The organism is Staphylococcus sp. FSL K6-3157 (genome assembly GCF_038005145.1).
GTDB lineage: Bacteria > Bacillota > Bacilli > Staphylococcales > Staphylococcaceae > Staphylococcus > Staphylococcus equorum.
Map to the genome: position 1 here is coordinate 521,275 of NZ_JBBOSM010000001.1, position 21,012 is coordinate 542,286.

Sequence of the window (21,012 nt, forward strand, 5' to 3'; positions counted from 1 at the left end):
TGATTTTTCTCATATTTACTGAATGACATATAGTCGTTCAAATTAAAGAAAACGCATGATTTCACAGGTTATTTTTAAAATTTAGAAATTGCACCAAACAGTGAAGCATGATTTTGTGTATGTGTAGTTTGTATGGCTGCATGACCATATTGTGGCGGTAAGAACCTTTCTATTTTTGGTGTGATATATTTGAGTAATTGCTGGTCTTGGGAAGATATGCCGCCACCGATAAGAATTAAACCAGGATCATAGATGATTTGAATTTGTGCAATACCTTCGGCAACAGCTTGACTCCATTGATTAAGAATAGATAGTGCCAACGTGTCTCCTTGCTCAGCTAATTCAAATAGTTTAGGTACATCCTCTTCATAGGGAAACGCACGAGATAACATTAAAGACTTTAGTGCTGAAGTTGAGGCACGTTGTTCAAATGTTTTATTCTCTTCCGCGTTATATAATAAATAACCTATTTCATTTGCTCTATTACGTTCTCCATTGTATAACTGTAGCGTATCGTTATAAAAAGCGCCGCCAATCCCAGTACCTAGTGTAAGACAAAATATATTATCCACTTCATATTGGTGAAGACTAAGTTCACCGAGTAAGGCGGCATTCACATCATTAAAGACTTGTACTTGTGCATTCAGTGGTGCTAGTAAATGGTGGAAATTTGTGCCATTATAATTAGGTATTGTTGGTCCAGTGTAGACAACGATGCCATTTTCTTCATCAACAACACCAGCACTAGATATGCCTACTTGTAAGGGATTAAGATTGTATTCTTTTTGAAAACGTTCAACTAATGCGTATACAGTATCAACGATAAGATGATTAATATTGTCCGGTGTAGAAACTTTGTGATAATCTATAAAACTTAAATCTTCGTCTAAAACAGCCGCCTTAATTGCTGTTCCTCCGATATCAATTGCGACTTTATAATTTTCCATATGCCATGCCTCCTGTAACATCTTCTTATTATATGTATCATCTTTATATTTAAATGTGTAGTTATAACTACATTTGAAAATCATTTTCATAAAATATCGTAATAAATGATGAAACTTTTCAAAAAGCTATTGCCACTATTTATGGTAGCGTTTACAATTTGAGATGTAAATAGAAATCTATGGAAGATGATATATAGATCATAAAAGGTTATATACATTTTTTATAATAATAACTTAAGAAAAATAGATGGAGGGTTATCACATGGAAGAGAACTTAAAAGGTTTATATGCAGCGTTGTTAGTACCGTTTGATGAACAAGGTCAAGTGAAAGAAGAAGGATTAAAACAGATTGCTAAAAATGCAATTGAAACAGAAGGTTTAGATGGATTATATGTAAATGGTAGTTCAGGAGAAAACTTTTTAATAAATAAAGAACAGAAAAAACAAATCTTTAAACTTGCTAAAGAAGCAGTAAATGATGACGTGAAGATGATTGCACAAGTCGGTTCTTTAGATTTAAATGAAGCGATTGAATTGGGGAAATATGCTACAGAATTAGGCTATGATGCAATTTCAGCAGTTACGCCATTTTACTATCCTTTCTCATTTGAAGAAATTAAAGATTATTATTTTGAATTAATTGAAGCAACTCAAAACAATCTCATTATATATGCTATTCCTGATTTAACAGGTGTGAATATATCAATAGAGCAATTTGGCGAACTTTTTGAACATGAAAAAGTAATCGGTGTGAAATACACTGCACCAAACTTCTTCTTGCTCGAGCGTATACGTAAAGCATATCCAAACAAATTAATTCTTTCTGGCTTTGATGAAATGTTAGTCCAAGCTGCAATATCTGGGGTAGATGGCGCAATTGGCTCAACTTATAATGTGAATGGTAAGCGCGCTAGACAAATTTTTGAAAAAGCTCAAAATGGTGAAATTGATGAAGCTTATCAAATTCAACACGATACAAATGACATTATTGAAAATGTATTATCCATGGGTATCTATTCAACATTAAAAGAAATTCTAGCAACGCGTGGTATTGATGGTGGCCAACCTAAGCGCCCATTCAAACCATTTGATGAAAGTAATAGAAGTAAATTGGAAACATTAATCAAAAACTATAATTTATAAAACATCACACAAGGGGATGAAGTAAATGCAACAGGTAGGTTTTGGTACATGGAACTGGGTAGCAGTTATCGCTTATTTATTGATTATGTTATTAATTGGTGCATACTTTACCAAACGCGCAAGTCAAAATACAGATAGCTTCTTTACAGCAAGTGGACGTTTGCCGTCTTGGGCAGTAGGTTTTTCTATTTATGCAACCACTTTAAGTGCGATCACGTTTATGTCTACGCCAGAAAAAGCATTTCTAACTGACTGGTCTTATATTGCTGGTAATATTGCAATTGTAGCTATTATTCCACTGTTAATTTATTTTTATGTACCGTTTTTCAAAAAGTTAAATGTTACTTCTGCATACGAGTATTTAGAAGCACGATTTGGGCCGAGTGTCCGTGTCATAGGTTCATTACTGTTTGTGTTATTTCATATAGGTAGAGTTGCAATTGTAATTTATTTACCTACATTGGCAATCACAGCAGTATCTGATATGAATCCTTATGTGGTTGCGAGTCTCGTTGGGATACTTTGTATCTTATATACCTTCTTAGGGGGCTTTGAAGGTGTAGTATGGAGTGACTTTATTCAAGGGATCATCTTATTAGGTGGTGCTGCAGCAATTATCATACTAGGTGTATCACACTTACAAGATGGTATGGGCACACTTATATCAGATGCAATGGAAAACAAGAAAATTATTAGTGTAGATAACTGGAAATTAAATTCGGCAGCTGCAGCAATTCCTATTATTTTCTTAGGTAATATATTTAATAATTTACATCAATATACTGCGAGTCAAGACGTGGTACAACGTTACCAAGCGTCAGATTCGATGAAAGAAACGAAAAAAGCATTGTGGATGAATGGTGCTTTAGCGTTAATTTCGGCACCATTATTTTATGGTATGGGTACAATGCTTTATTCATTCTATAGCCATGAAAGTACTTTACCAGAAGGCTTTAATACGTCATCAATCGTACCGTATTTTATACTTACTGAAATGCCGCCGTTTGTTGCTGGAATATTAATTGCTGCTATTTTTGCAGCCGCACAGTCAACGATTTCATCAAGCTTAAATTCAATTTCTGCTTGTTTATCTGTTGATATTAAACATAGATTTTTCGGCAAAGGTGAAGAAAAAAGCGAAGTCGCTTTTGCAAGATGGATGATTATTTTAGCTGGTTTATTTGGTTTTGGAATGTCGCTCTATCTTATTGCAGCAGATTCCAATGATTTATGGGATTTATTCTTATTAGTTACAGGCCTTGTAGGCGTACCATTAGCAGGTGTATTTGCAGTTGGTATATTTACAAAACGTACAAATACATTTGGCGTAATTGTAGGACTAATTTTGGGAATCATTATTGCTTATATCTTTAATGGCGTAGGTGGAGGAAACTCACCATTCTTTGTTTCAATTATTTCATTTGTAGTTGCTTTTATCTTCTCTTATATTGTGAGTATTATTGTCCCAGGTGAGAAGAAAGATATTAAAGGCTTAACGATTTATGACATTAAAGAAAAATCTAATTATATTTCTAAAGTGCATGTTAAAAAACATAAAAGTTAAGCAGTATCATACAACTACTTAACTTAATTAAAATAACTGTTAAAGACATAATATAGCTTGAAATAAAAGCAAAAATCAGTACGTTGGAAGTATATAGACTGTCGAAAAAGTATTGAATTTTTCGGCAGTTTTTGTATTTATTTTCCATTATTTAAGCTATACGGAAAAATCTAAAATTGAATTATTTACAAATGATTTTTTTAATAAGACAGTGAGCGTTTAATATTAATAATTAAATTACAATATATGATGAATTTACTTTGAATCACACTGTATAGTCGATATAATGTAAAGATATACATAAATAGGAAGATTTGAGGGGACATTATGATAAAAGCAATTGCGGTTGATATGGATGGAACATTTTTAGATTCCAAAAAAGGTTATGATGAAAAAAGATTTGAACAAATTTTTCAACAGCTCAAAGCACATGACATTAAGTTTATTGCAGCAAGTGGTAACCAATATGCTAAATTAAAATCTATTTTCGGACAACGTGATATGTTGTTTGTAGCTGAAAATGGTGCAGTTATATATGAAGGGGATACTTTATATGACTATGAAGCATTTGATAGAAGCTTTTATCAAAAAGTAATTGACTATTTAAACATTGAGCGTGGCATTGATAATCTGATTGTTTGTGGATTACGCAGTGCCTATATACTAAAGGATAATACAGAAGCGTTTAAAAAAGAAGCACATTTTTATTATCGTCAATTAAAAGAAATTGAGTCATTTCAAGATTTACCAGATGATGAATATGTGAAAATAGCATTGAATATTGATAGAAAATCACACCCGACACTAGATGAAGACTTAAGTGAAAACTTTACTGAAGATTTAAAGCTTGTATCAAGTGGTCGAGACAGTATCGATCTTATTATACCTGGAATGACTAAAGGCCAGGCATTGCATCGTTTATTAAAGAAATGGGAATTAAGTCCTGATAGTTTGATGGCATTTGGTGACGCCAATAATGACTTAGATATGTTAGAGCTTGCAACACATAGTTATGTTATGAAAAATAGTGAAGATAAAACATTATTTGAAGTAGCAAATCACATTGCACCTACGAATGATGAACAAGGTGTGTTAACTGTAATTGAAGAAAAAGTATTAAGTGTACTGAATTAAATATATAGGAAAGCGGGACAGAAATCTTTAACTTTGCTGTATTTATGTGCCTTACGCTTAAACTGTCGACAAAATCGTAACTTTGTTGGCAGTTTTTTGTTTCTTTTTTACAGACATAATTTAGATAGTGCTATATAAATTTCATACTCGCTTGCCTAAGGCACGTTCTTACTCGCTGATATTAGCCGCCGCAATTATATAAACATATTATTTCAATAAGAATTAGAAAGTAGCTATACTGATATATATAATTGATTTGAAAGGTAGGTCACTCAGGTTATGACACAAATGCAACAAACGATCTTAGATGCGTTTAATTTTAGACATGCAACGAAACGTTTTGACGCAAGTAAAAAAATAGAAGACAGTGATTTTAATACTATTTTAGAAGCGGGGAGACTTTCACCAAGCTCACTCGGATTAGAGCCATGGAAATTTGTTGTGATTCAAAATAGTGAGATTAGAAGCAAATTGAAAGAAATCAGTTGGGGTGCAAAAGGCCAGCTAGATACAGCAAGTCATTTTGTCTTAATCTTAGCACGCAAAAATGTTACAGCGAAATCACCATTCGTTCAACATATGATACGTGATATTAAAAAGTATAGTGAAGAAAGTATTCCGGCAACAGAAGAAAAATTCGAAAATTTCCAAACGAGTTTTCATATTAATGACACTGAACAAACATTGTTAGAATGGGCTAAAAAACAAACATATATTGCACTTGGGAATATGATGACGAGTGCAGCATTATTAAACATTGATTCTTGTCCTATAGAAGGTTTTGATTTGGATGCAGTTACTCAATTCTTAGCTGAAGAAGGTATTGCAGATACAGAACACTTTGCACCTTCCGTAATGGCAGCTTTTGGTTATAGAGAAACAGAATCTAAAGAAAAAGTACGCCAGCCTCAAGCAGATGTTGTAGAATGGTTATAATAAAATATTAGTATTTTAACTAAGTTTAATAATGAAGTGCCGGAGATATAAATAGCTCATTCTCAAATTTAAAAACTTCCAATTTTGCAAGTGCATGCGTGCCTGGGGTATGGCTCGAGCCTGTAGTCTCTCGCTCATACTATTCCCCAAGGCGTCAGCACTTAATGAAATTGGTTCAATTATATAAAATTATAATAAGACTCATTTAACACTAAAAAGAGAGCATATCAACGATATGCTCCCTTTTGTCTGTCCTATTTTCCAGAACTTAGTTGTTAGTATTATGTGCATGTTTTCCGTAGTAATCAACACAAATTACTACATATATTTAAAATGCTTATACTGGAATTAAATACACGAGTTATAGTTCTTTACCATTTGTATTAATCAAGTGTTTATACCATTCAAACGAGTCTTTTTTAATGCGTTTTTTGCTACCGTTACCGTAATCATCTTGATCAACATAGATAAAACCATAACGTTTAGTCATTTCACTTGTAGACATAGATATTAAGTCGATAGGTCCCCAAGCGAGGTAGCCCATTAAATCTACGCCGTCTTGAACTGCTTTTTTGGCTTCTGTAATATGCTTTTCAAGATAGTCAATACGATAGTTATCATGGATTTGACCGTTTTCAACGATGTCTTTAGCACCTAAACCATTTTCAACAATAAATAAAGGCTTTTTATATCTGTCCCATAATTCATTTAGGACTATTCTTAATCCAATAGGGTCAATTTGCCATCCCCAGTCTGAAGCTTCAAGATAAGGGTTTTTAAGGCTGTTCATTAAATTACCTTGTGTTGTTTCTCCTTCAGGAGAAGTCGAAGATAATAGAGACATATAGTAACTAAACGAGATATAGTCCACAGTATATTGCTTAATGATTGCTAAATCTGCATCTGTAATGTCTAAAGTAATATCGTTATCGGCTAAGAATTTTTTGTAAAAATTAGGATATTCACCAAGTGCATGTACATCTGTATACATTAAATTCATTTGATCTTCATGTTGTGCTTTCAATACATCTTCTGGATTACATGTATAAGGGTAATGTTTCATACGCGCGAGCATACAACCCATTTGAGCATTTGGTATAATTTGTTTTAATTTTTTAGTTGCTAATGAAGAAGCGACGAATTGATGATGTAATGCTTGGTATGAAGCTTTTAAAGGGTTTGTTTCTCTATCAGAAATAATACCACCACCTGTATAAGGTGAAATATTAATAATATTGATTTCATTAAAAGTCATCCAGTATTTCACTTTATCTTTGTAACGTGTGAATACAGTTTCTGCATAGTGAACAAAGTGATCAATAACGTTTCTGTCAACCCAACCGTTATATTTTTCAGTTAGACCAAATGGCGTTTCGTAGTGACTTAAAGTGACTACAGGTTCAATATTATATGATAATAAAGTATCAAATACATCATCATAAAAAGCAAGACCTGCTTCGTTAGGTTCTTCTTCAAAACCTTTAGGAAATATGCGAGACCAATGTATAGACATTCTAAATGCTTTGAAACCCATTTCTGCAAATAGTTTTATATCTTCTTTGTAAGTATGATAAAAGTCTATACCATCACGTTTTGGAAAACGCCCTTCATATTCTCCGGATAAAATAGCTTTGATTTTTTCGGAAGTCATCTCCATATTATTATCGCCAGTTCGTTGTTCTTTCGGTACATACTCGACGAAATCAGCCGCCGACATTCCTTTACCATCATAATCATACGCACCTTCAATTTGATTCGCAGCAGTTGCGCCGCCCCATAAAAATGAATCCTTAAATCCATGTAACATTGTCATAATACGTCCTCCTAAAATTTATTTAATATGTTAAATTTTCTCCATTACTTTGAATGACTTGTTTGTACCAGTAAAATGAATCTTTACGACTACGATTTAAACTACCATTACCTTTGTTATCGCGATCCACATATATAAAGCCATAACGTTTTTTCATTTCACCACTACCTGCAGAAACGATGTCGATACATCCCCATGAAGTATAACCAATTAATGGCACACCATCTTTGACTGCTTCAATCATTTGTTCGAGATGTTCACTTAAATATTTAATACGATACGTATCGTGTATCGTACCATCTTCATTGATCTCATCCATTTCACCCAGACCATTTTCTACAATAAATAGTGGTTTTTGATAACGATCATAGATTTGGTTCATCGTAACTCTTAAGCCGACAGGATCAATTTGCCAGCCCCAATTTGATGCTTCTAGGTAAGGGTTTTTAAGTGAAGCAAAAGCATTGCCTGCCGTTTTGTTTTTGTTGATAGCGTCGTCGCCACTTTCAAGTCTACTGGAATAGTATGAAAAAGAAATATAATCTACAGTGTTTTGTTTTAATATTTCGTCATCACCGATTTCTTTTTTTATAGACACACCCAAGTCCTTGAACATACGTTTACTATAATTTGGATATTCTCCACGTGATTGAACGTCGATAAATATATATTGTTCTCTGTTTTTTGATACAGCAGCCATCACATCATTGGGGTGAGAAGTGTTTGGATAGACATCTCCAGCAGCCAACATACAACCAATTTGATTAGTTTCATCAATTTCTTTCGCGACTTTGGTTGCTAGACTTGAAGCAACAAGTTGATGATGTGCTGCTTGATACATTACTTGGTTCTTATTATCAGTATCTTCAATAATTAAACCGCCACCAATATATGGGATGTGAAGAATCATATTGATCTCATTATGTGTAATCCAATATTTTACGCGACGACTATATCTTTCAAAAAGAACAGTTGCATAATTCATAAAGAAATCTATGGTCTTACGGTTATACCAACCACCATAATGTTTTGCTAAATAATAAGGTGTGTCGAAATGATTTAGCGTAACGATAGGTTCAATGCCGTACTTTTCTAATGTATCAAATAGACCATCATAAAATGCTAGACCTGCTTCGTTAGGCTCTGTTTCGTCTCCATTTGGAAAAATTCTAGGCCAAGAGATGGAAAAACGTAATGCTTTAAATCCCATTTCTGCAAAGAGTTTTATATCTTCTTCGTAACGATGATAGAAGTCGATTGATTGATGACTAGGATAATAATCAAAGTCCTGGTTTAAAGCTTTTGATGGATTGAATAATGGTTCTTTGCGTGCCTCACCTGCAGGTAAGAGATCTACTAAACTTAATCCTTTACCATCTTTGTCATAACCTCCTTCAGCCTGGTTGGCTGCGATAGCTCCGCCCCATAAAAAACTTTTATTTAACACTGACATAAATAAACCTCCTTAAATTAGTAAATTACTGAAATTAATGGATCTTTTTGTATAATACTGTCTTTATCTTCTATGACAACATCTTTAGTTTCGTTAGTATTTGTTACTACTATCATAATTGTGTCATCAAATGATTCATCACGAATAACTTCTGAATCAAATTCGATTAAAGGTTGTCCTGTTGTAACCGAGTCACCTTGGGCTACAAGGGGATTAAATCCTTTGCCGTTTAATTTCACTGTATCGATGCCAATATGAATGAGTACTTCTGTGCCATTAGCAGATTTCAAACCAATCGCATGTCCAGTAGGGAAGAGGCTTTCTACTTTGGCATCAAATGGTGCAACCACTGAATTGGAAGAGGGTTTGATTGCGACTCCTTTACCCATAGCAAGAGAAGCAAAGACGGGATCATCAACACGTTCTAATGGCAATGTTTCGCCAGATATAGGTGCAACGATAAAATCGTCTTCTTTTACATTTTCGTTTTGAATTGCTTTGTTTGTATCTAAAGTATCATTATCTTTATTATTCGTCTGTTCTGATTGAGGCGCAGTAGTTTGAACATCTTTTTCATTTTTGTCTGTATGGAAAATATAACCGACGATCAGACCTACGATTGTAGCTAAAATAGTAGCTAATATTGCTAACCAGAATGCTGAATTTAATCCTGTATCACCAATGAAAGCTGTGTAACCAAAAATACCTAATCCTCCCATAAAGAATAGTTTTGTACCAGCTAGGCCTATGAATGCACCAAAGAGACCGCCAATAATACAACTATAAATAAACATTTTTTTACGTGGTAAGGTTATACCATAAATTGCAGGCTCAGTTACACCGAAAATACCAGAAATTGCAGCAGGTAGTGATAAAGATTTTAACTTTGTATTTTTAGTTTTAAAGAAAATACCTAATACAATACCTGTTTGTGCAAATGACGCTGCAAAAATAAGTGGATAAATAATGTCAAATCCTGAAGTTGAAATATTATTTATCATAATTGCTACAAGACCCCAATGTAGACCGAAAATTACAAATACTTGCCAAAATGCACCTAATAATAGGCCAGCTAATATTGGACTTAATCCATAAATGCCAATTGCACCACTGCCTATCCAATTGGCAATCCAAGAAGAGATAGGACCTATAATTAAGAATGTTAATGGCACTACAATTAACAGTGTGAAAAATGGTACAAAGAATGTTTTAATCACATCTGGAATAATGACTTTTAATTTTCTTTCAAGAATACTTGCAAAGTAAACTGCAATAATAATAGGTATTACACTAGATGTATAAGTCATTGATATGACTGGGACACCTAAGAATGTTAAATTTGATTGAACTTCAAAAATCGTGCCAGCAAAAAGAGTGGACGCTCCTTTAGCCTCCATTGCCATAGCTCCTACAAGTGTAGGATAGACAAGTGAAGCACCGATAGCCATACCTATAAAATGGTTGGAGCCAAATTTTTTGGCTGCTGTTAAACCTAAGAATAGTGGAAAGAAGTAAAATAATGCGTCACCGATAGCGAATAGTATTTGATAAGTACCTGACTGTTCGGAAATCCATCCTAATGCTAAGAATAGTGCAGCAAAACCTTTAATCATACCAGCAGCAGCTAATACACCTAATATAGGTTGGAAAATACCAGAAATTAAATCAATAAAGCGATTTAATAAACTACCTGTGCTTTTCTCATGCGATGTATCAGTATCGTCATCATTTAAATTTGCTACTTTATTGACTGCATCATAAACATCTGACACATGATTTCCAATTACTACTTGATATTGTCCTCCAGATTGCATAACTGTCACGATTTCTTCATTGTTTTTTAAGTATTCAGTATCTGCTTCCTCTTCATCTTTTAGCTTGAAACGGAGACGAGTAATACAATGTGTTAAAGAGTTGATATTTTCAACGCCACCAACTTTATCAACGATATCTTTAGCTAATCCTTCATATTTCATAACAAATTCACCTCAATTTTTATAATTATCTATTAAGTTAAGTGTGAGCAGTATAAAAGTGAGTGAAAGATGGTTTGCATTTCTTGTGGCCACAAAAGAAATGTTGGCATCTGCTAATATCACTTTGAAAGTACTTAACAATAATAGAAAAACAAAAAACCCAGAATAATACACATACGTCGCCCTAAGGTTTCGAAATGTATTACTCTGGGTTTTGCCTACTTAAAGTTACAACCCCAAACGTCGATAATAACGTCTAAAGTAACAATATATAAGATTGAATATAGTATAGCGTTTGCATATTTAAATGTCAACGCTTTCATTTTATTTTAATAATCTCGCTATATGCAATATAAGATATACGCGCTCATCATTAGATAATTTGTGATTGTAATGTTTTTGAAGAAAATCAGAAATTTTATCGACACAGGCATCTGATTTGTTGTGCTTTTGTTGTAATGCATGTAATAACGATTCATCAGTAACTTCATTTAATGCTTCATGGTTGATTAATCTTTGGCTAAAGAATTTAAGGTGCGTCATAAATCTAGAATAATTAAGTTCATCTTCTGTCATATGCAAATTGAAATGATAGCGTACGATATCAAGAATACTTTTAGTAATTTTAGTAATTTCATAAATATTAGCTATATTCTCATCCATACTCGCGTTTACAATATGCATTGCTATAAAACCAGCTTCATCTTTAGGAAGGCATACATTAAAACGTTGGTTGATAAATTCAATCGCTTTTAGACCTAAATTAAATTCTTGAGGATATAATCGATTAATTTCGTATAATAAAGGGTTTTTAATATTATGGCCTTCATGTGTACGTTTAATCGCATAATCAATATGATCTGTAAGAGAAAGATATACTGATTCTGAAATGGGTTTCTCATATAAATTATTAGCTTCTACGATAATATCTTGCGTAGTCATTAATACATCTTGATCAATTTCATTGAGTAATGTGAGCATTCGTTCTTGTTCATTACTCGTAAGTATAAACACTTTGTCTATTTTATCTTTATCTAAACTTTGTCCATTTTTCTTTCCAAAAGCAATGCCTTTGCCCATTACGATACGCTCTACATGATTGATATTAGAAATAACAACATTATTGTTAAGTATTTTAGTAATTTTCATAGTAAATAACATCCCTTGTTTATTAACTAATTAATAAAAGTAAATTTATATATTAAATATAGAGGAGGTAGTAATCATAAGTCAAAAGAAAGATTAAATTTAAAATAACACTATAGTATCTAAATTTAATGATTAAAACGGACTTGAAAGCAATTCAAGTCCGTAAATTATATGGATTATTTATTTTTATCAGCCACAAGTGAAGCGTCGCTGTGTATTGCAATTTCAAAACCTTCTGGTCCGATAAATTGTTCAGAAGTTGCACTAGGTTTGTATATATCAACATGTGATAAACCTAAACTTGTGTCGTTATCTTGACGTACCGTGTTGGATTGCCATACGTTTGCTGCGATATGGTGGTGGTATTGATTGGTAGACATAAATAGCGCTTGTGGGTAATCGGAAATATGTTCTAATCCCAATTGATCAATATAATAATGACGCGCTTGTTCTAAGTCTGCAGTTTTTAAATGTAAATGTCCTATTTTGGCATCGTCAGGCATACCTTGCCAACCTGTTTCTGTACGTTGTGCAATAAGGTCATTAACATCGACTTGCAGTGTATCCATTTTTACTTTATTGCCGTTCCATGACCATTCGTTTTTTGAGCGGTCATCATAGATTTCAATCCCGTTGCCTTCAGGATCTGAAAGGTATAACGCTTCACTGACAAGGTGGTCACCTCCACCAACTTGAACGCCTAAACTTGATGCGTGATATAAGAAGTTAGCTAAATCTATTCTAGATGGTAACAGTAGGGCGATATGGAATAGACCTGCTTCTTTCATAGAAGGGCGACGTCCATCAGTGATTTCGTGTAAAGTTAAAGTGTGACCATGGTTGCCTATATTAAATATAACGTCCTTTTGAGTTTCAGTATTGACGGTTAAGCCTAAAATTTGTTTATAAAATTTAATCATTGTTGATAGGTTTTCAACGTTTAAAGTGATATTCGTTACTTGGATTGATGTATTATCGTGAAAAGTCATAATAAAGCTCCTTATCATTACTTGTATTTATTATTGTTACAAGTTTGAGTTTAGAGTATCTTACTTTATAAGTCAACACAATTTGCTCGAATGTACAAATAGAATTTCAAAGCGATTTATAGTTTGAATTTCAGCATGGGGTATACTAAGGTTAAATGAAAAAAGTTAACGGATAGGAGTTTTGAAAATGGCACATTATTATTTTAAAGAAAATTTTTTCAGTGCTTCCAAAGCAGCAATTGATGTGTTTAATGATAAGGATGAAGCGGTATTTAAGTTACAATTATTTTATACTTCATCAACACAAGAGGCTTTTGCAATGTTTGGCAATAGCAAACAAAACTTTGAGATTACAGATGGCAAAGATACGTATCGTATTCTTCAGGAAAAAACTATAAGTGGTGCGTTTAAAACACCATTTAAAACAGTATGGCAAGTAGAAAAAAATGACGATCCAATAGGTGTTTTTCGTTCGAAAATAGGCTTTAAACCTACATTGCTTTTTGAGGGTAATAAAGGTGATACATTAAAATTTCAATCAGGACTTTTTTCTAGAAGCGTAAAAGTGACAGATGGGAATAATGAATTAATGCAAACAAAGTCTGAGCGCTTTAAATTAGCGTCACGTCATGACGTATATATTGAAGGTGAAACGTATCACCCAGCAATGTTAATTATGTTATTCCAAGTGTTTTACGAATTCCAAGAACAACAGCGAAAAAACTCAAACTAAAATGTATTATATTTATGCCGGCAGTGATTTTCATTGCCGGTATTTTTATATGTCTTTTAGTGACTTGTAGTGTAAAAATATTGATATATTTACCTATGTAAACTTATGGTAAACTAGAGTGACAGTGTAATTAACATGATTTCGGGGGTGAGGATTTGAAAGTATTTTGGAAATTAGGATGGTTTTTTAAACAACAAAAAATGAGTTATATTGTTGGTTTATTTACGTTGCTATTAATCGCATTAATTGAAATCGTACCACCTCAAATCATAGGTAAGACAATAGACCAAATGACGACAAATAAGCTAACACCCAAACTATTAACAATCTACCTTATTATCTTAACTATTGTAGCGATATTAACGTATGTTTTAAGATATGTATGGAGATTATCTATTTTTGGAACGAGTCAAAAGCTAGGGCAGACTTTGAGAACCTATTTGTATGAAAAATACACGGCTATGAGCGCGATATTTTTCCAAAACAGACGTACAGGCGATTTAATGGCGCATGCAACTAATGATATAAGAGCAGTACAAAATGCTGCAGGTGCGGGTATTCTAATGATTGCTGATTCGTTAATTAGTGGAGGTACCGTTGTAATTACTATGGCTACGACGGTAAGTTGGAAACTAACATTAATTGCGCTTATTCCCTTACCTTTTATGGTGTTATTAACGAGTTACTATGGGTCGCTTTTAAGTAAAGGATTTAAAAAAGCACAAGCTGCGTTTAGTAAATTGAATGATAAAACGCAGGAAAGTGTTGCAGGTATTAAAGTGACTAAAACATTTGGTTATGAATCAAGTGACCAAGCAGATTTTAAAGCACTCAGTGATGATGTTGTAGCTAAAAATTTAAAAGTATCGAAAATAGATGCTTTATTTGATCCTACGATAACTTTGGTAATTGGTACTAGCTATTTTTTAGCGATTGCATTTGGTGCACAAATGGTATTTCAAAATGAGATTACGCTAGGACAACTTATTACTTTTACTACATATTTAGGCATGCTCGTATGGCCATTATTAGCGCTAGGTTTATTTTTTAATATTGTGCAGAGAGCCAAAGCGTCTTATGAGCGTATTGATGAAATTGAAAACTTACCGAACGATATAGAAACCACTTATAAAATCGATGGTCCTCCAACGGGTGACATTATATTTAATATAGAACAGTTTAATTTCCCGGGTAATGATGAACAAGGACTATATGATATGCATTTTTCAGTTAAGCAGGGATCGACACTTGGAATTGTTGGACGTACAGGTTCTGGGAAAAGTGCATTAATACGCTTGTTATTGAGAGAATTTGATACTAAAAGACGGCAAGATATCACTTACGGTGGCCATCCAATACGTGATTATAATGTGAAGCATTTAAGAGCTCAATTTGGCTATGTGCCACAAGAACATTTTTTATTCTCCACAACGATACGTAATAATATTGCATTTAGTAATGAGGAAATTGATGATGACAGTATTTATGAAGCGAGTCGCTTAAGTCATATTCATGACGATATTATGGCTTTCCCTAATAGTTATCATACTGTAGTAGGTGAACGGGGTGTTTCTTTATCTGGTGGTCAAAAGCAACGTGTGTCCATCGCACGAGCATTATTAGTAGACCCAGAAGTTCTTATCTTAGATGATTCATTGTCAGCTGTGGATGCGCAAACGGAAGAAGCTATTTTAGCTAATTTAGAAAGTGTGAGAAATGGTAAAACCAATATCATTACTGCACATCGCATGAGCGCTGTAAAACATGCAGACTTCATCATTGTATTGGATGAAGGGACAATCGTTGAAAGTGGTACTCATAACTCACTCATAGAGAAAAAAGGTTGGTATTATGAAACGTATCAAGCCCAAGCTTTACAAGATAAGTTATCACGTAACTTAGATCATCTTACGAAAGGGGGCGATGAAAATGACTGAACGTACTAACTTAACTGCAAAGGACCAAGGAAGTGCATTAATTCGGTTGTTTAAATATACGTTACCCTATAAAGGTACGATTACATTAGCCTTTATCATGCTTATCTTATCCACTGTGGCAAGTATGATGACACCGTATATAGTCAAGATATTTATTGATGATTATTTAACGCCACGCCATTTTCCAAAAGATACGATGATTTGGTTGATTGTTATATTTTTAGGTATACAAATTATAGGTGCTATCACCCTTTATTTTAGTCAGTATATGTTCCAATATTTAGCTTTTAAGGTAATTCAACAATTGCGTATTGACGCTTTTAATAAATTAGGTAAATTAGGTATGAAGTATTTCGATAAAGTTCCTGGAGGCAGTATTGTATCAAGATTGACGAATGATACAGAAACAATCGTGGATATGATCATTGGCGTGTTTTCTACTTTTATCATGGCATTTTTTATGATGATTGCAAGTTATATCATGATGTTTATTTTAGACGTAAAATTAGCATTAATTGCACTTGTGTTTTTGCCTATTATTTTTATAATATTAGCGACGTATAGAAAATACTCTGCCTTTCTTTTTACTAAAACGAGACAAAGATTATCTGATTTGAATTCTAAATTAGCAGAATCAATTGAAGGTATGAGAATTATTCAAGCGTTTAATCAAGAGCAACGATTAAATAAAGAATTTAACAAAATTAATGATGAACATTATGACTATATGCTGAAGACAGTAAAACTTGATAGTTTATTATTACGTCCTGCTATCAGTTCTATATCTGTTTTTGCAGTGGTCATGATTCTTGGTTATTTTGGTGTTATTAGTTATACTACTGGCATCACGGCGGGTGTTGTATTTGCGTTTGTACAATATATGGAACGTTTCTTTGAACCTATTAATCAAGTGAGTCAGAATTTAAATATCTTACAACAAGCACTTGTATCAGCTAGCAGAGTATTTGCACTTATTGATGATGACACTTATGAACCACAACAGCATGAAACCAAAACACACAAAATTGAGGACGGGAAAATTGCATTTAAACATGTTAGTTTTAGTTATGATGGTGAAACAGATGTACTGAATGATATCACGTTTACTGCCAATCCTGGTGAGATGGTAGCATTGGTTGGCCATACGGGTTCTGGAAAGAGTTCCATCGTTAACTTGTTTATGCGTTTTTATGAATTTAACCGAGGTGACATTGAAGTCGATGGCAATTCACTTAAGACTATACCTAAAGCTGAATTAAAAGAGAAAATAGGTTTAGTTTTACAAGATGCATTTATATTTTACGGTACAATCGCATCTAATATTAAGTTATATCATCCTACGATGACGTTTGAACAAGTGAAGGCTGCAGCAGAATTTGTACATGCTAATCATTTTATTGAGAAATTGCCTGAGCAATATAATCATAAAGTAATAGAAAAAGGGAGTGCTTTTTCAAGCGGTGAAAGACAATTAATTGCATTCGCGAGAACAATTGCTACGAATCCTAAAGTATTAATTTTAGATGAAGCAACTGCAAATATAGATTCAGCAACAGAAGAGCAAATACAAAAATCATTAAATGAAATGCGAAAAGGTCGCACAACTTTAGCAATTGCACATAGATTATCCACAATACAAGATGCGGATCAAATCCTTGTATTAAATCGTGGGGAAATAGTAGAAAGAGGGACCCATGATCAATTGATTGCGCAACATGGTATATATCATAATATGTATTTACTACAAAATGGATAAAAAGAGGGCGGGCGTATGAAATCAAATTTGATTTCATACGCCCGCCCTATAAGGATGACTGAAAAAAGAATACAAGAACTAAAGCTCTTGCATAAGAACTAGTCATCTCCATAAATGAGGAAGTAGTTCTTTAAGAACTTGAAACAAATTAAGTTAAATATCAGCTAGCTATTGTGAAATATCTAATTTAAAATTTTAAAGCTTAACCTACGTAAACATCTTGATAATCTGAATTCTTTTCAATTACTGCTTCAGCAAAAGGACAAGATGCAGTTACTTTTAAATTATTCTCACGTGCATAATCTACAACAGATTTAACTAATTTTGAACCAATACCTTGTCCACCAAATTCTTCTGGAACACCAGTGTGATCGATATCAATTTGATTATCACCTTGTTGTTTAAAAGTAATTTGCGCTTGTGGGTTATTTTCATCATCACCAATGTAAAATTTATTCGTACCTTGTTTAATATCAGCCATTTTATCACTCCTATTATAAATGTATTACTTACTAAATATCACGTTTTGCCAAATATTAAACAATTTACAGTATGAATTAACATAGAAGTGATAAAGTTAAGTAAAGAAATATATAATGATTAAGCGAAAACCATTGAAAAATATGTGAAATAAGTTTATAGTTTTAACGGAACAATTTCGATTTGGAGGGGCAATTTTTTTGAAAAAAAGTATACTGTTGATACTGACATGTGTATGCGCTGTGTTACTCAGTGCATGTGGGGATATTAATAAAGAAGAAAAACAAGACGTCAGTTCTAAAAATAAACTTAAAATATATACGACTGCATTTGCATTCAAAAGTTTTACCGAACAAATCGGTGGTAAATATGTTGAAGCAGAATCTATTTACCCGCCCGGTGCTGATATGCACTCATTTGAGCCTACGCAAAAAGAAATGATTAATATTGCCAAAGGTGATTTATTTGTTTATTCCAGTGAAGCTATGGATCCAGTCGCAAAAACAATTACACGTTCTATCAATAATGATAATTTAAAATTGCCCTTAGCAAAAAATTTGAGTGAAGACGATTTTAATGCTAATCATAAACATGAGGAAACAGCGCACGAACACGAGGAAGCAGAGCATAGCCATGAACATGAGGAAAAAGCGCACGAACACGAGGAAGCAGAGCATAGTCATGAACATGAAGAAACAGCGCACGAACACGAAGAAGCAGAGCATAGTCATGAACATGAAGAAACAGCGCACAAACATGAGGAAGCAGAGCATAGCCATGAACATGAAGACGAACACGAAGGTCATGATCATGGCAAGAATGACCCTCATGTGTGGCTGGATCCAGAAATGAACAAAATATTTGCGAAAGAAATCAGAGATGATTTAACGAAAAAAGATCCTAAACACCAAGATTATTATGACAAAAATTATCAAAAATTAGTTAAAGATATTGAAGATATTGATGAGCAAATGAAAGCAATTACTAAAGATACGAAACGTGATAAAGTAGTTATTTCGCATGATTCTATCGGTTATTTAGCTAACAGATATGGTTTTGAGCAAGTGGGTGTTAGCGGTATGAATAATGAAGAACCAAGTCAAAGAGATTTGATGGATATTGTTAAAAACATTAAAGCAACAGGACAACCTTACGTTTTATATGAACAAAATATTTCTTCTAAAGTAACGGATGTCATTCAGAAAGAATCTGATACGACACCATTAGGTTTCCATAATATGGCAACCTTGTCCAAATCCGAAGCGGATAAAGAAAACATTTCATATCAATCATTGATGAAAGAAAACATAAAATCATTGGATAAAGCTTTGAACGATTAAAAAATCAAAGTCAAAAAGCCACGAAAGAATGCTGTTTTAGCACATTTCTTCGTGGCTTTTTACTGTTATTATTCAAGTCTGTGACTGATGTGTCTAGTCGTATCTTATATAAGATACAGTGGTATTATAATATTCATCAAGGCCATGAATGCCATCAGCGCCACCTATACCAGATTCTCTCCAACCGGCATGGAAACCATTTACAACTTCTTCAGCTTCACAGTTAGCATAAACTTCGCCAAATTTAAGTCGCTCTGTAGCAGTCATTATTTCTTTTAAATCTTCAGAAAAGATAAATGACGATAATCCGGCATTAGTATCGTTTGCTTGTTCAATAGCATCTTCAAATTCATTATATGTCACAATCGGTATGACAGGACCAAAAATTTCTTCTTTAAATGCACTATTTTGAGGATTAACTTTATCTAAAATAGTTGGTTCATAAAAATAGCCGGCGCCATCAACTTTATGTCCGCCTGTAATTAAGTCAGCACCATTTTTCACAGCATCTTGTACTTTGTCATCAATGCTATCAAGCTGTTGTTGATTAATAATAGCACCATAGTCTGTGTCTTTATTGAATGGATCACCAACTTTAAGTTGTTCCATCTTACCTTTTAATTTATTGATAAATGTATCGTGAATCGCTTCGTGTACAAAAATACGTTCTGGACATGTACACACTTGACCAGCATTGTTTACTCTTGCTGTAACGATATAGTCAACAGCTTTATCTAAATTAGCGTTTGAAGTGACGAGCGCAGGTGCATTACCACCAAGCTCTAAATTAACCTTTTTAACTGTACTAGCACTTTCAGCGTATACAGATTTACCTGCACGCATACTACCAGTAAGAGAGATTAATTGAATGTCCGGATGTTGTGACAATTGAGTGCCAACTGTTTCGCCTTTACCTGGTAGAATTTGTACAAGACCAGCAGGTATTGTAGATTCACGAATAAGTTCTGCAAGTTTAAGTGTAATTAAAGAAGTTGCTTCACTTGGCTTAATCACTACCGAACAGCCAGTAACGATAGCTGGTATGACTTTTCTCATTAATACCATAATTGGCGCGTTCCAAGGAACGATGCCAGCAGTAACACCAACAGGTTTTTTCGTAAGTAAAATAGTTTCGTTTTCACGACTATTTTGTAAAACTTCACCTTTGTTACTCATGCTTAAACTAGTCATATAATCGATGAACTGAATCGCTTTATCAATTTCACCCTTAGCTGAAGCAAGTGTTTTACCTTGTTCTTTAACGTATAGTTCTGCCAATGTATCTTTATTCTGTTCTAATAATGGAATTAATAATTTTACATGATCAGCACGCGTAGGTTCAGGTACTTTTTCCCATTCTAACTGGGCGTGTTTTGATTTTTCTACTGCATCATTAACTTCGGATTCTGTTGCGAATGAAATTGTATCTATTATTTCTTCCGTAGCAGGGTTGATTACGTCTGCTGTGTCAGTTGATTTACTTTCGATAAATTCATTATTAATAAATAATTTGTTCAATTATGACACCTCCATATACTTTCTTCTACCACTGAATATTTTTTGAAAACGAGAATGAGAGAAAAAATATTATTTTGTATAATAATTAATTGGATATTTTAATTTGATTTTGAAGTGAAAATAAGCGATGAAAATGACTTTTA

Annotated in this window: 16 protein-coding genes; 8 read left to right on the plus strand and 8 right to left on the minus strand. The window is 33.4% G+C overall.

Annotated features, from left to right (window positions below):
• Window positions 1-74 precede the first annotated feature (74 nt).
• Complete coding sequence (locus MHB47_RS02285; protein WP_340754855.1) at window positions 75-947, minus strand: ROK family protein; 873 nt, start codon at window positions 945-947, stop codon at window positions 75-77.
• Window positions 948-1,209: 262 nt separating this feature from the next.
• Between MHB47_RS02285 and MHB47_RS02290 the strand changes: the two genes are divergently transcribed.
• From MHB47_RS02290 to MHB47_RS02305, 4 genes are all read left to right on the plus strand, one after another.
• Window positions 1,210-2,091: an N-acetylneuraminate lyase gene (locus tag MHB47_RS02290; RefSeq protein WP_002506684.1), complete on the plus strand. Its 882-nt coding sequence runs from the start codon at window positions 1,210-1,212 to the stop codon at window positions 2,089-2,091.
• Between the two features lie 25 nt (window positions 2,092-2,116).
• On the plus strand, window positions 2,117-3,655 hold the full coding sequence (locus MHB47_RS02295) for a sodium:solute symporter (RefSeq protein WP_340754857.1): 1,539 nt from the start codon (window positions 2,117-2,119) through the stop codon (window positions 3,653-3,655).
• A gap of 327 nt (window positions 3,656-3,982) precedes the next feature.
• Window positions 3,983-4,789, plus strand: coding sequence for a Cof-type HAD-IIB family hydrolase (locus MHB47_RS02300; RefSeq protein WP_065338756.1), 807 nt, complete (start codon window positions 3,983-3,985; stop codon window positions 4,787-4,789).
• Between the two features lie 279 nt (window positions 4,790-5,068).
• On the plus strand, window positions 5,069-5,725 hold the full coding sequence (locus MHB47_RS02305) for an NAD(P)H-dependent oxidoreductase (RefSeq protein WP_340754859.1): 657 nt from the start codon (window positions 5,069-5,071) through the stop codon (window positions 5,723-5,725).
• Between the two features lie 361 nt (window positions 5,726-6,086).
• On the opposite strand, the gene MHB47_RS02310 is transcribed toward MHB47_RS02305, so the two are convergent.
• The 5 genes from MHB47_RS02310 to MHB47_RS02330 form a co-directional block, all read right to left on the minus strand.
• Window positions 6,087-7,538, minus strand: a complete 1,452-nt coding sequence (locus MHB47_RS02310; protein ID WP_445684149.1) for a glycoside hydrolase family 1 protein — start codon at window positions 7,536-7,538, stop codon at window positions 6,087-6,089.
• A 22-nt stretch (window positions 7,539-7,560) separates the two neighbouring features.
• Window positions 7,561-8,991, minus strand: a complete 1,431-nt coding sequence (locus tag MHB47_RS02315) for a 6-phospho-beta-glucosidase (protein ID WP_340754861.1) — start codon at window positions 8,989-8,991, stop codon at window positions 7,561-7,563.
• A 17-nt stretch (window positions 8,992-9,008) separates the two neighbouring features.
• Complete coding sequence (locus tag MHB47_RS02320) at window positions 9,009-10,967, minus strand: beta-glucoside-specific PTS transporter subunit IIABC (protein ID WP_340754863.1); 1,959 nt, start codon at window positions 10,965-10,967, stop codon at window positions 9,009-9,011.
• A gap of 324 nt (window positions 10,968-11,291) precedes the next feature.
• On the minus strand, window positions 11,292-12,116 hold the full coding sequence (licT, locus tag MHB47_RS02325) for a BglG family transcription antiterminator LicT (protein WP_340754865.1): 825 nt from the start codon (window positions 12,114-12,116) through the stop codon (window positions 11,292-11,294).
• A 176-nt stretch (window positions 12,117-12,292) separates the two neighbouring features.
• Window positions 12,293-13,105, minus strand: coding sequence for a VOC family protein (locus MHB47_RS02330; protein ID WP_318420307.1), 813 nt, complete (start codon window positions 13,103-13,105; stop codon window positions 12,293-12,295).
• A gap of 187 nt (window positions 13,106-13,292) precedes the next feature.
• On the opposite strand from MHB47_RS02330, the gene MHB47_RS02335 reads away from it, so the two are divergent.
• The 3 genes from MHB47_RS02335 to MHB47_RS02345 all read left to right on the plus strand — a co-directional run bounded on the left by MHB47_RS02335 (window position 13,293) and on the right by MHB47_RS02345 (window position 17,531).
• Window positions 13,293-13,838: a tubby C-terminal domain-like protein gene (locus MHB47_RS02335; RefSeq protein WP_340754870.1), complete on the plus strand. Its 546-nt coding sequence runs from the start codon at window positions 13,293-13,295 to the stop codon at window positions 13,836-13,838.
• A 155-nt stretch (window positions 13,839-13,993) separates the two neighbouring features.
• On the plus strand, window positions 13,994-15,775 hold the full coding sequence (locus MHB47_RS02340) for an ABC transporter ATP-binding protein (protein ID WP_340754872.1): 1,782 nt from the start codon (window positions 13,994-13,996) through the stop codon (window positions 15,773-15,775).
• Window positions 15,768-17,531 carry an ABC transporter ATP-binding protein gene (locus MHB47_RS02345; protein ID WP_340754875.1) on the plus strand — a complete coding sequence of 588 codons (1,764 nt, stop codon included), beginning with the start codon at window positions 15,768-15,770 and terminating at the stop codon, window positions 17,529-17,531. The genes MHB47_RS02340 and MHB47_RS02345 overlap by 8 nt, the downstream gene beginning before the upstream one ends.
• Before the next feature lie 202 nt (window positions 17,532-17,733).
• On the opposite strand, the gene MHB47_RS02350 is transcribed toward MHB47_RS02345, so the two are convergent.
• Entirely contained in the window at window positions 17,734-18,012 is a 279-nt protein-coding gene (locus MHB47_RS02350; protein WP_002506693.1) for a GNAT family N-acetyltransferase, read from the minus strand.
• Between the two features lie 199 nt (window positions 18,013-18,211).
• On the opposite strand from MHB47_RS02350, the gene MHB47_RS02355 reads away from it, so the two are divergent.
• Window positions 18,212-19,351 carry a metal ABC transporter solute-binding protein, Zn/Mn family gene (locus tag MHB47_RS02355; protein ID WP_340754877.1) on the plus strand — a complete coding sequence of 380 codons (1,140 nt, stop codon included), beginning with the start codon at window positions 18,212-18,214 and terminating at the stop codon, window positions 19,349-19,351.
• Between the two features lie 93 nt (window positions 19,352-19,444).
• On the opposite strand, the gene aldA is transcribed toward MHB47_RS02355, so the two are convergent.
• Window positions 19,445-20,869: an aldehyde dehydrogenase gene (gene aldA / locus MHB47_RS02360; protein ID WP_340754879.1), complete on the minus strand. Its 1,425-nt coding sequence runs from the start codon at window positions 20,867-20,869 to the stop codon at window positions 19,445-19,447.
• Window positions 20,870-21,012: the final 143 nt, after the last annotated feature.

Excerpts from the sequence above, each read along its gene's own strand:
- MHB47_RS02285 (WP_340754855.1), bottom strand. The coding sequence starts at position 947 with ATGGAAAATTATAAAGTCGCAATTGATATCGGAGGAACAGCAATTAAG.
- MHB47_RS02290 (WP_002506684.1), top strand. The coding sequence starts at position 1,210 with ATGGAAGAGAACTTAAAAGGTTTATATGCAGCGTTGTTAGTACCGTTT.
- MHB47_RS02295 (WP_340754857.1), top strand. The coding sequence starts at position 2,117 with ATGCAACAGGTAGGTTTTGGTACATGGAACTGGGTAGCAGTTATCGCT.
- MHB47_RS02300 (WP_065338756.1), top strand. The coding sequence starts at position 3,983 with ATGATAAAAGCAATTGCGGTTGATATGGATGGAACATTTTTAGATTCC.
- MHB47_RS02305 (WP_340754859.1), top strand. The coding sequence starts at position 5,069 with ATGACACAAATGCAACAAACGATCTTAGATGCGTTTAATTTTAGACAT.
- MHB47_RS02310 (WP_445684149.1), bottom strand. The coding sequence starts at position 7,538 with ATGACAATGTTACATGGATTTAAGGATTCATTTTTATGGGGCGGCGCA.
- MHB47_RS02315 (WP_340754861.1), bottom strand. The coding sequence starts at position 8,991 with ATGTCAGTGTTAAATAAAAGTTTTTTATGGGGCGGAGCTATCGCAGCC.
- MHB47_RS02320 (WP_340754863.1), bottom strand. The coding sequence starts at position 10,967 with ATGAAATATGAAGGATTAGCTAAAGATATCGTTGATAAAGTTGGTGGC.
- licT (WP_340754865.1), bottom strand. The coding sequence starts at position 12,116 with ATGAAAATTACTAAAATACTTAACAATAATGTTGTTATTTCTAATATC.
- MHB47_RS02330 (WP_318420307.1), bottom strand. The coding sequence starts at position 13,105 with ATGACTTTTCACGATAATACATCAATCCAAGTAACGAATATCACTTTA.
- MHB47_RS02335 (WP_340754870.1), top strand. The coding sequence starts at position 13,293 with ATGGCACATTATTATTTTAAAGAAAATTTTTTCAGTGCTTCCAAAGCA.
- MHB47_RS02345 (WP_340754875.1), top strand. The coding sequence starts at position 15,768 with ATGACTGAACGTACTAACTTAACTGCAAAGGACCAAGGAAGTGCATTA.
- MHB47_RS02350 (WP_002506693.1), bottom strand. The coding sequence starts at position 18,012 with ATGGCTGATATTAAACAAGGTACGAATAAATTTTACATTGGTGATGAT.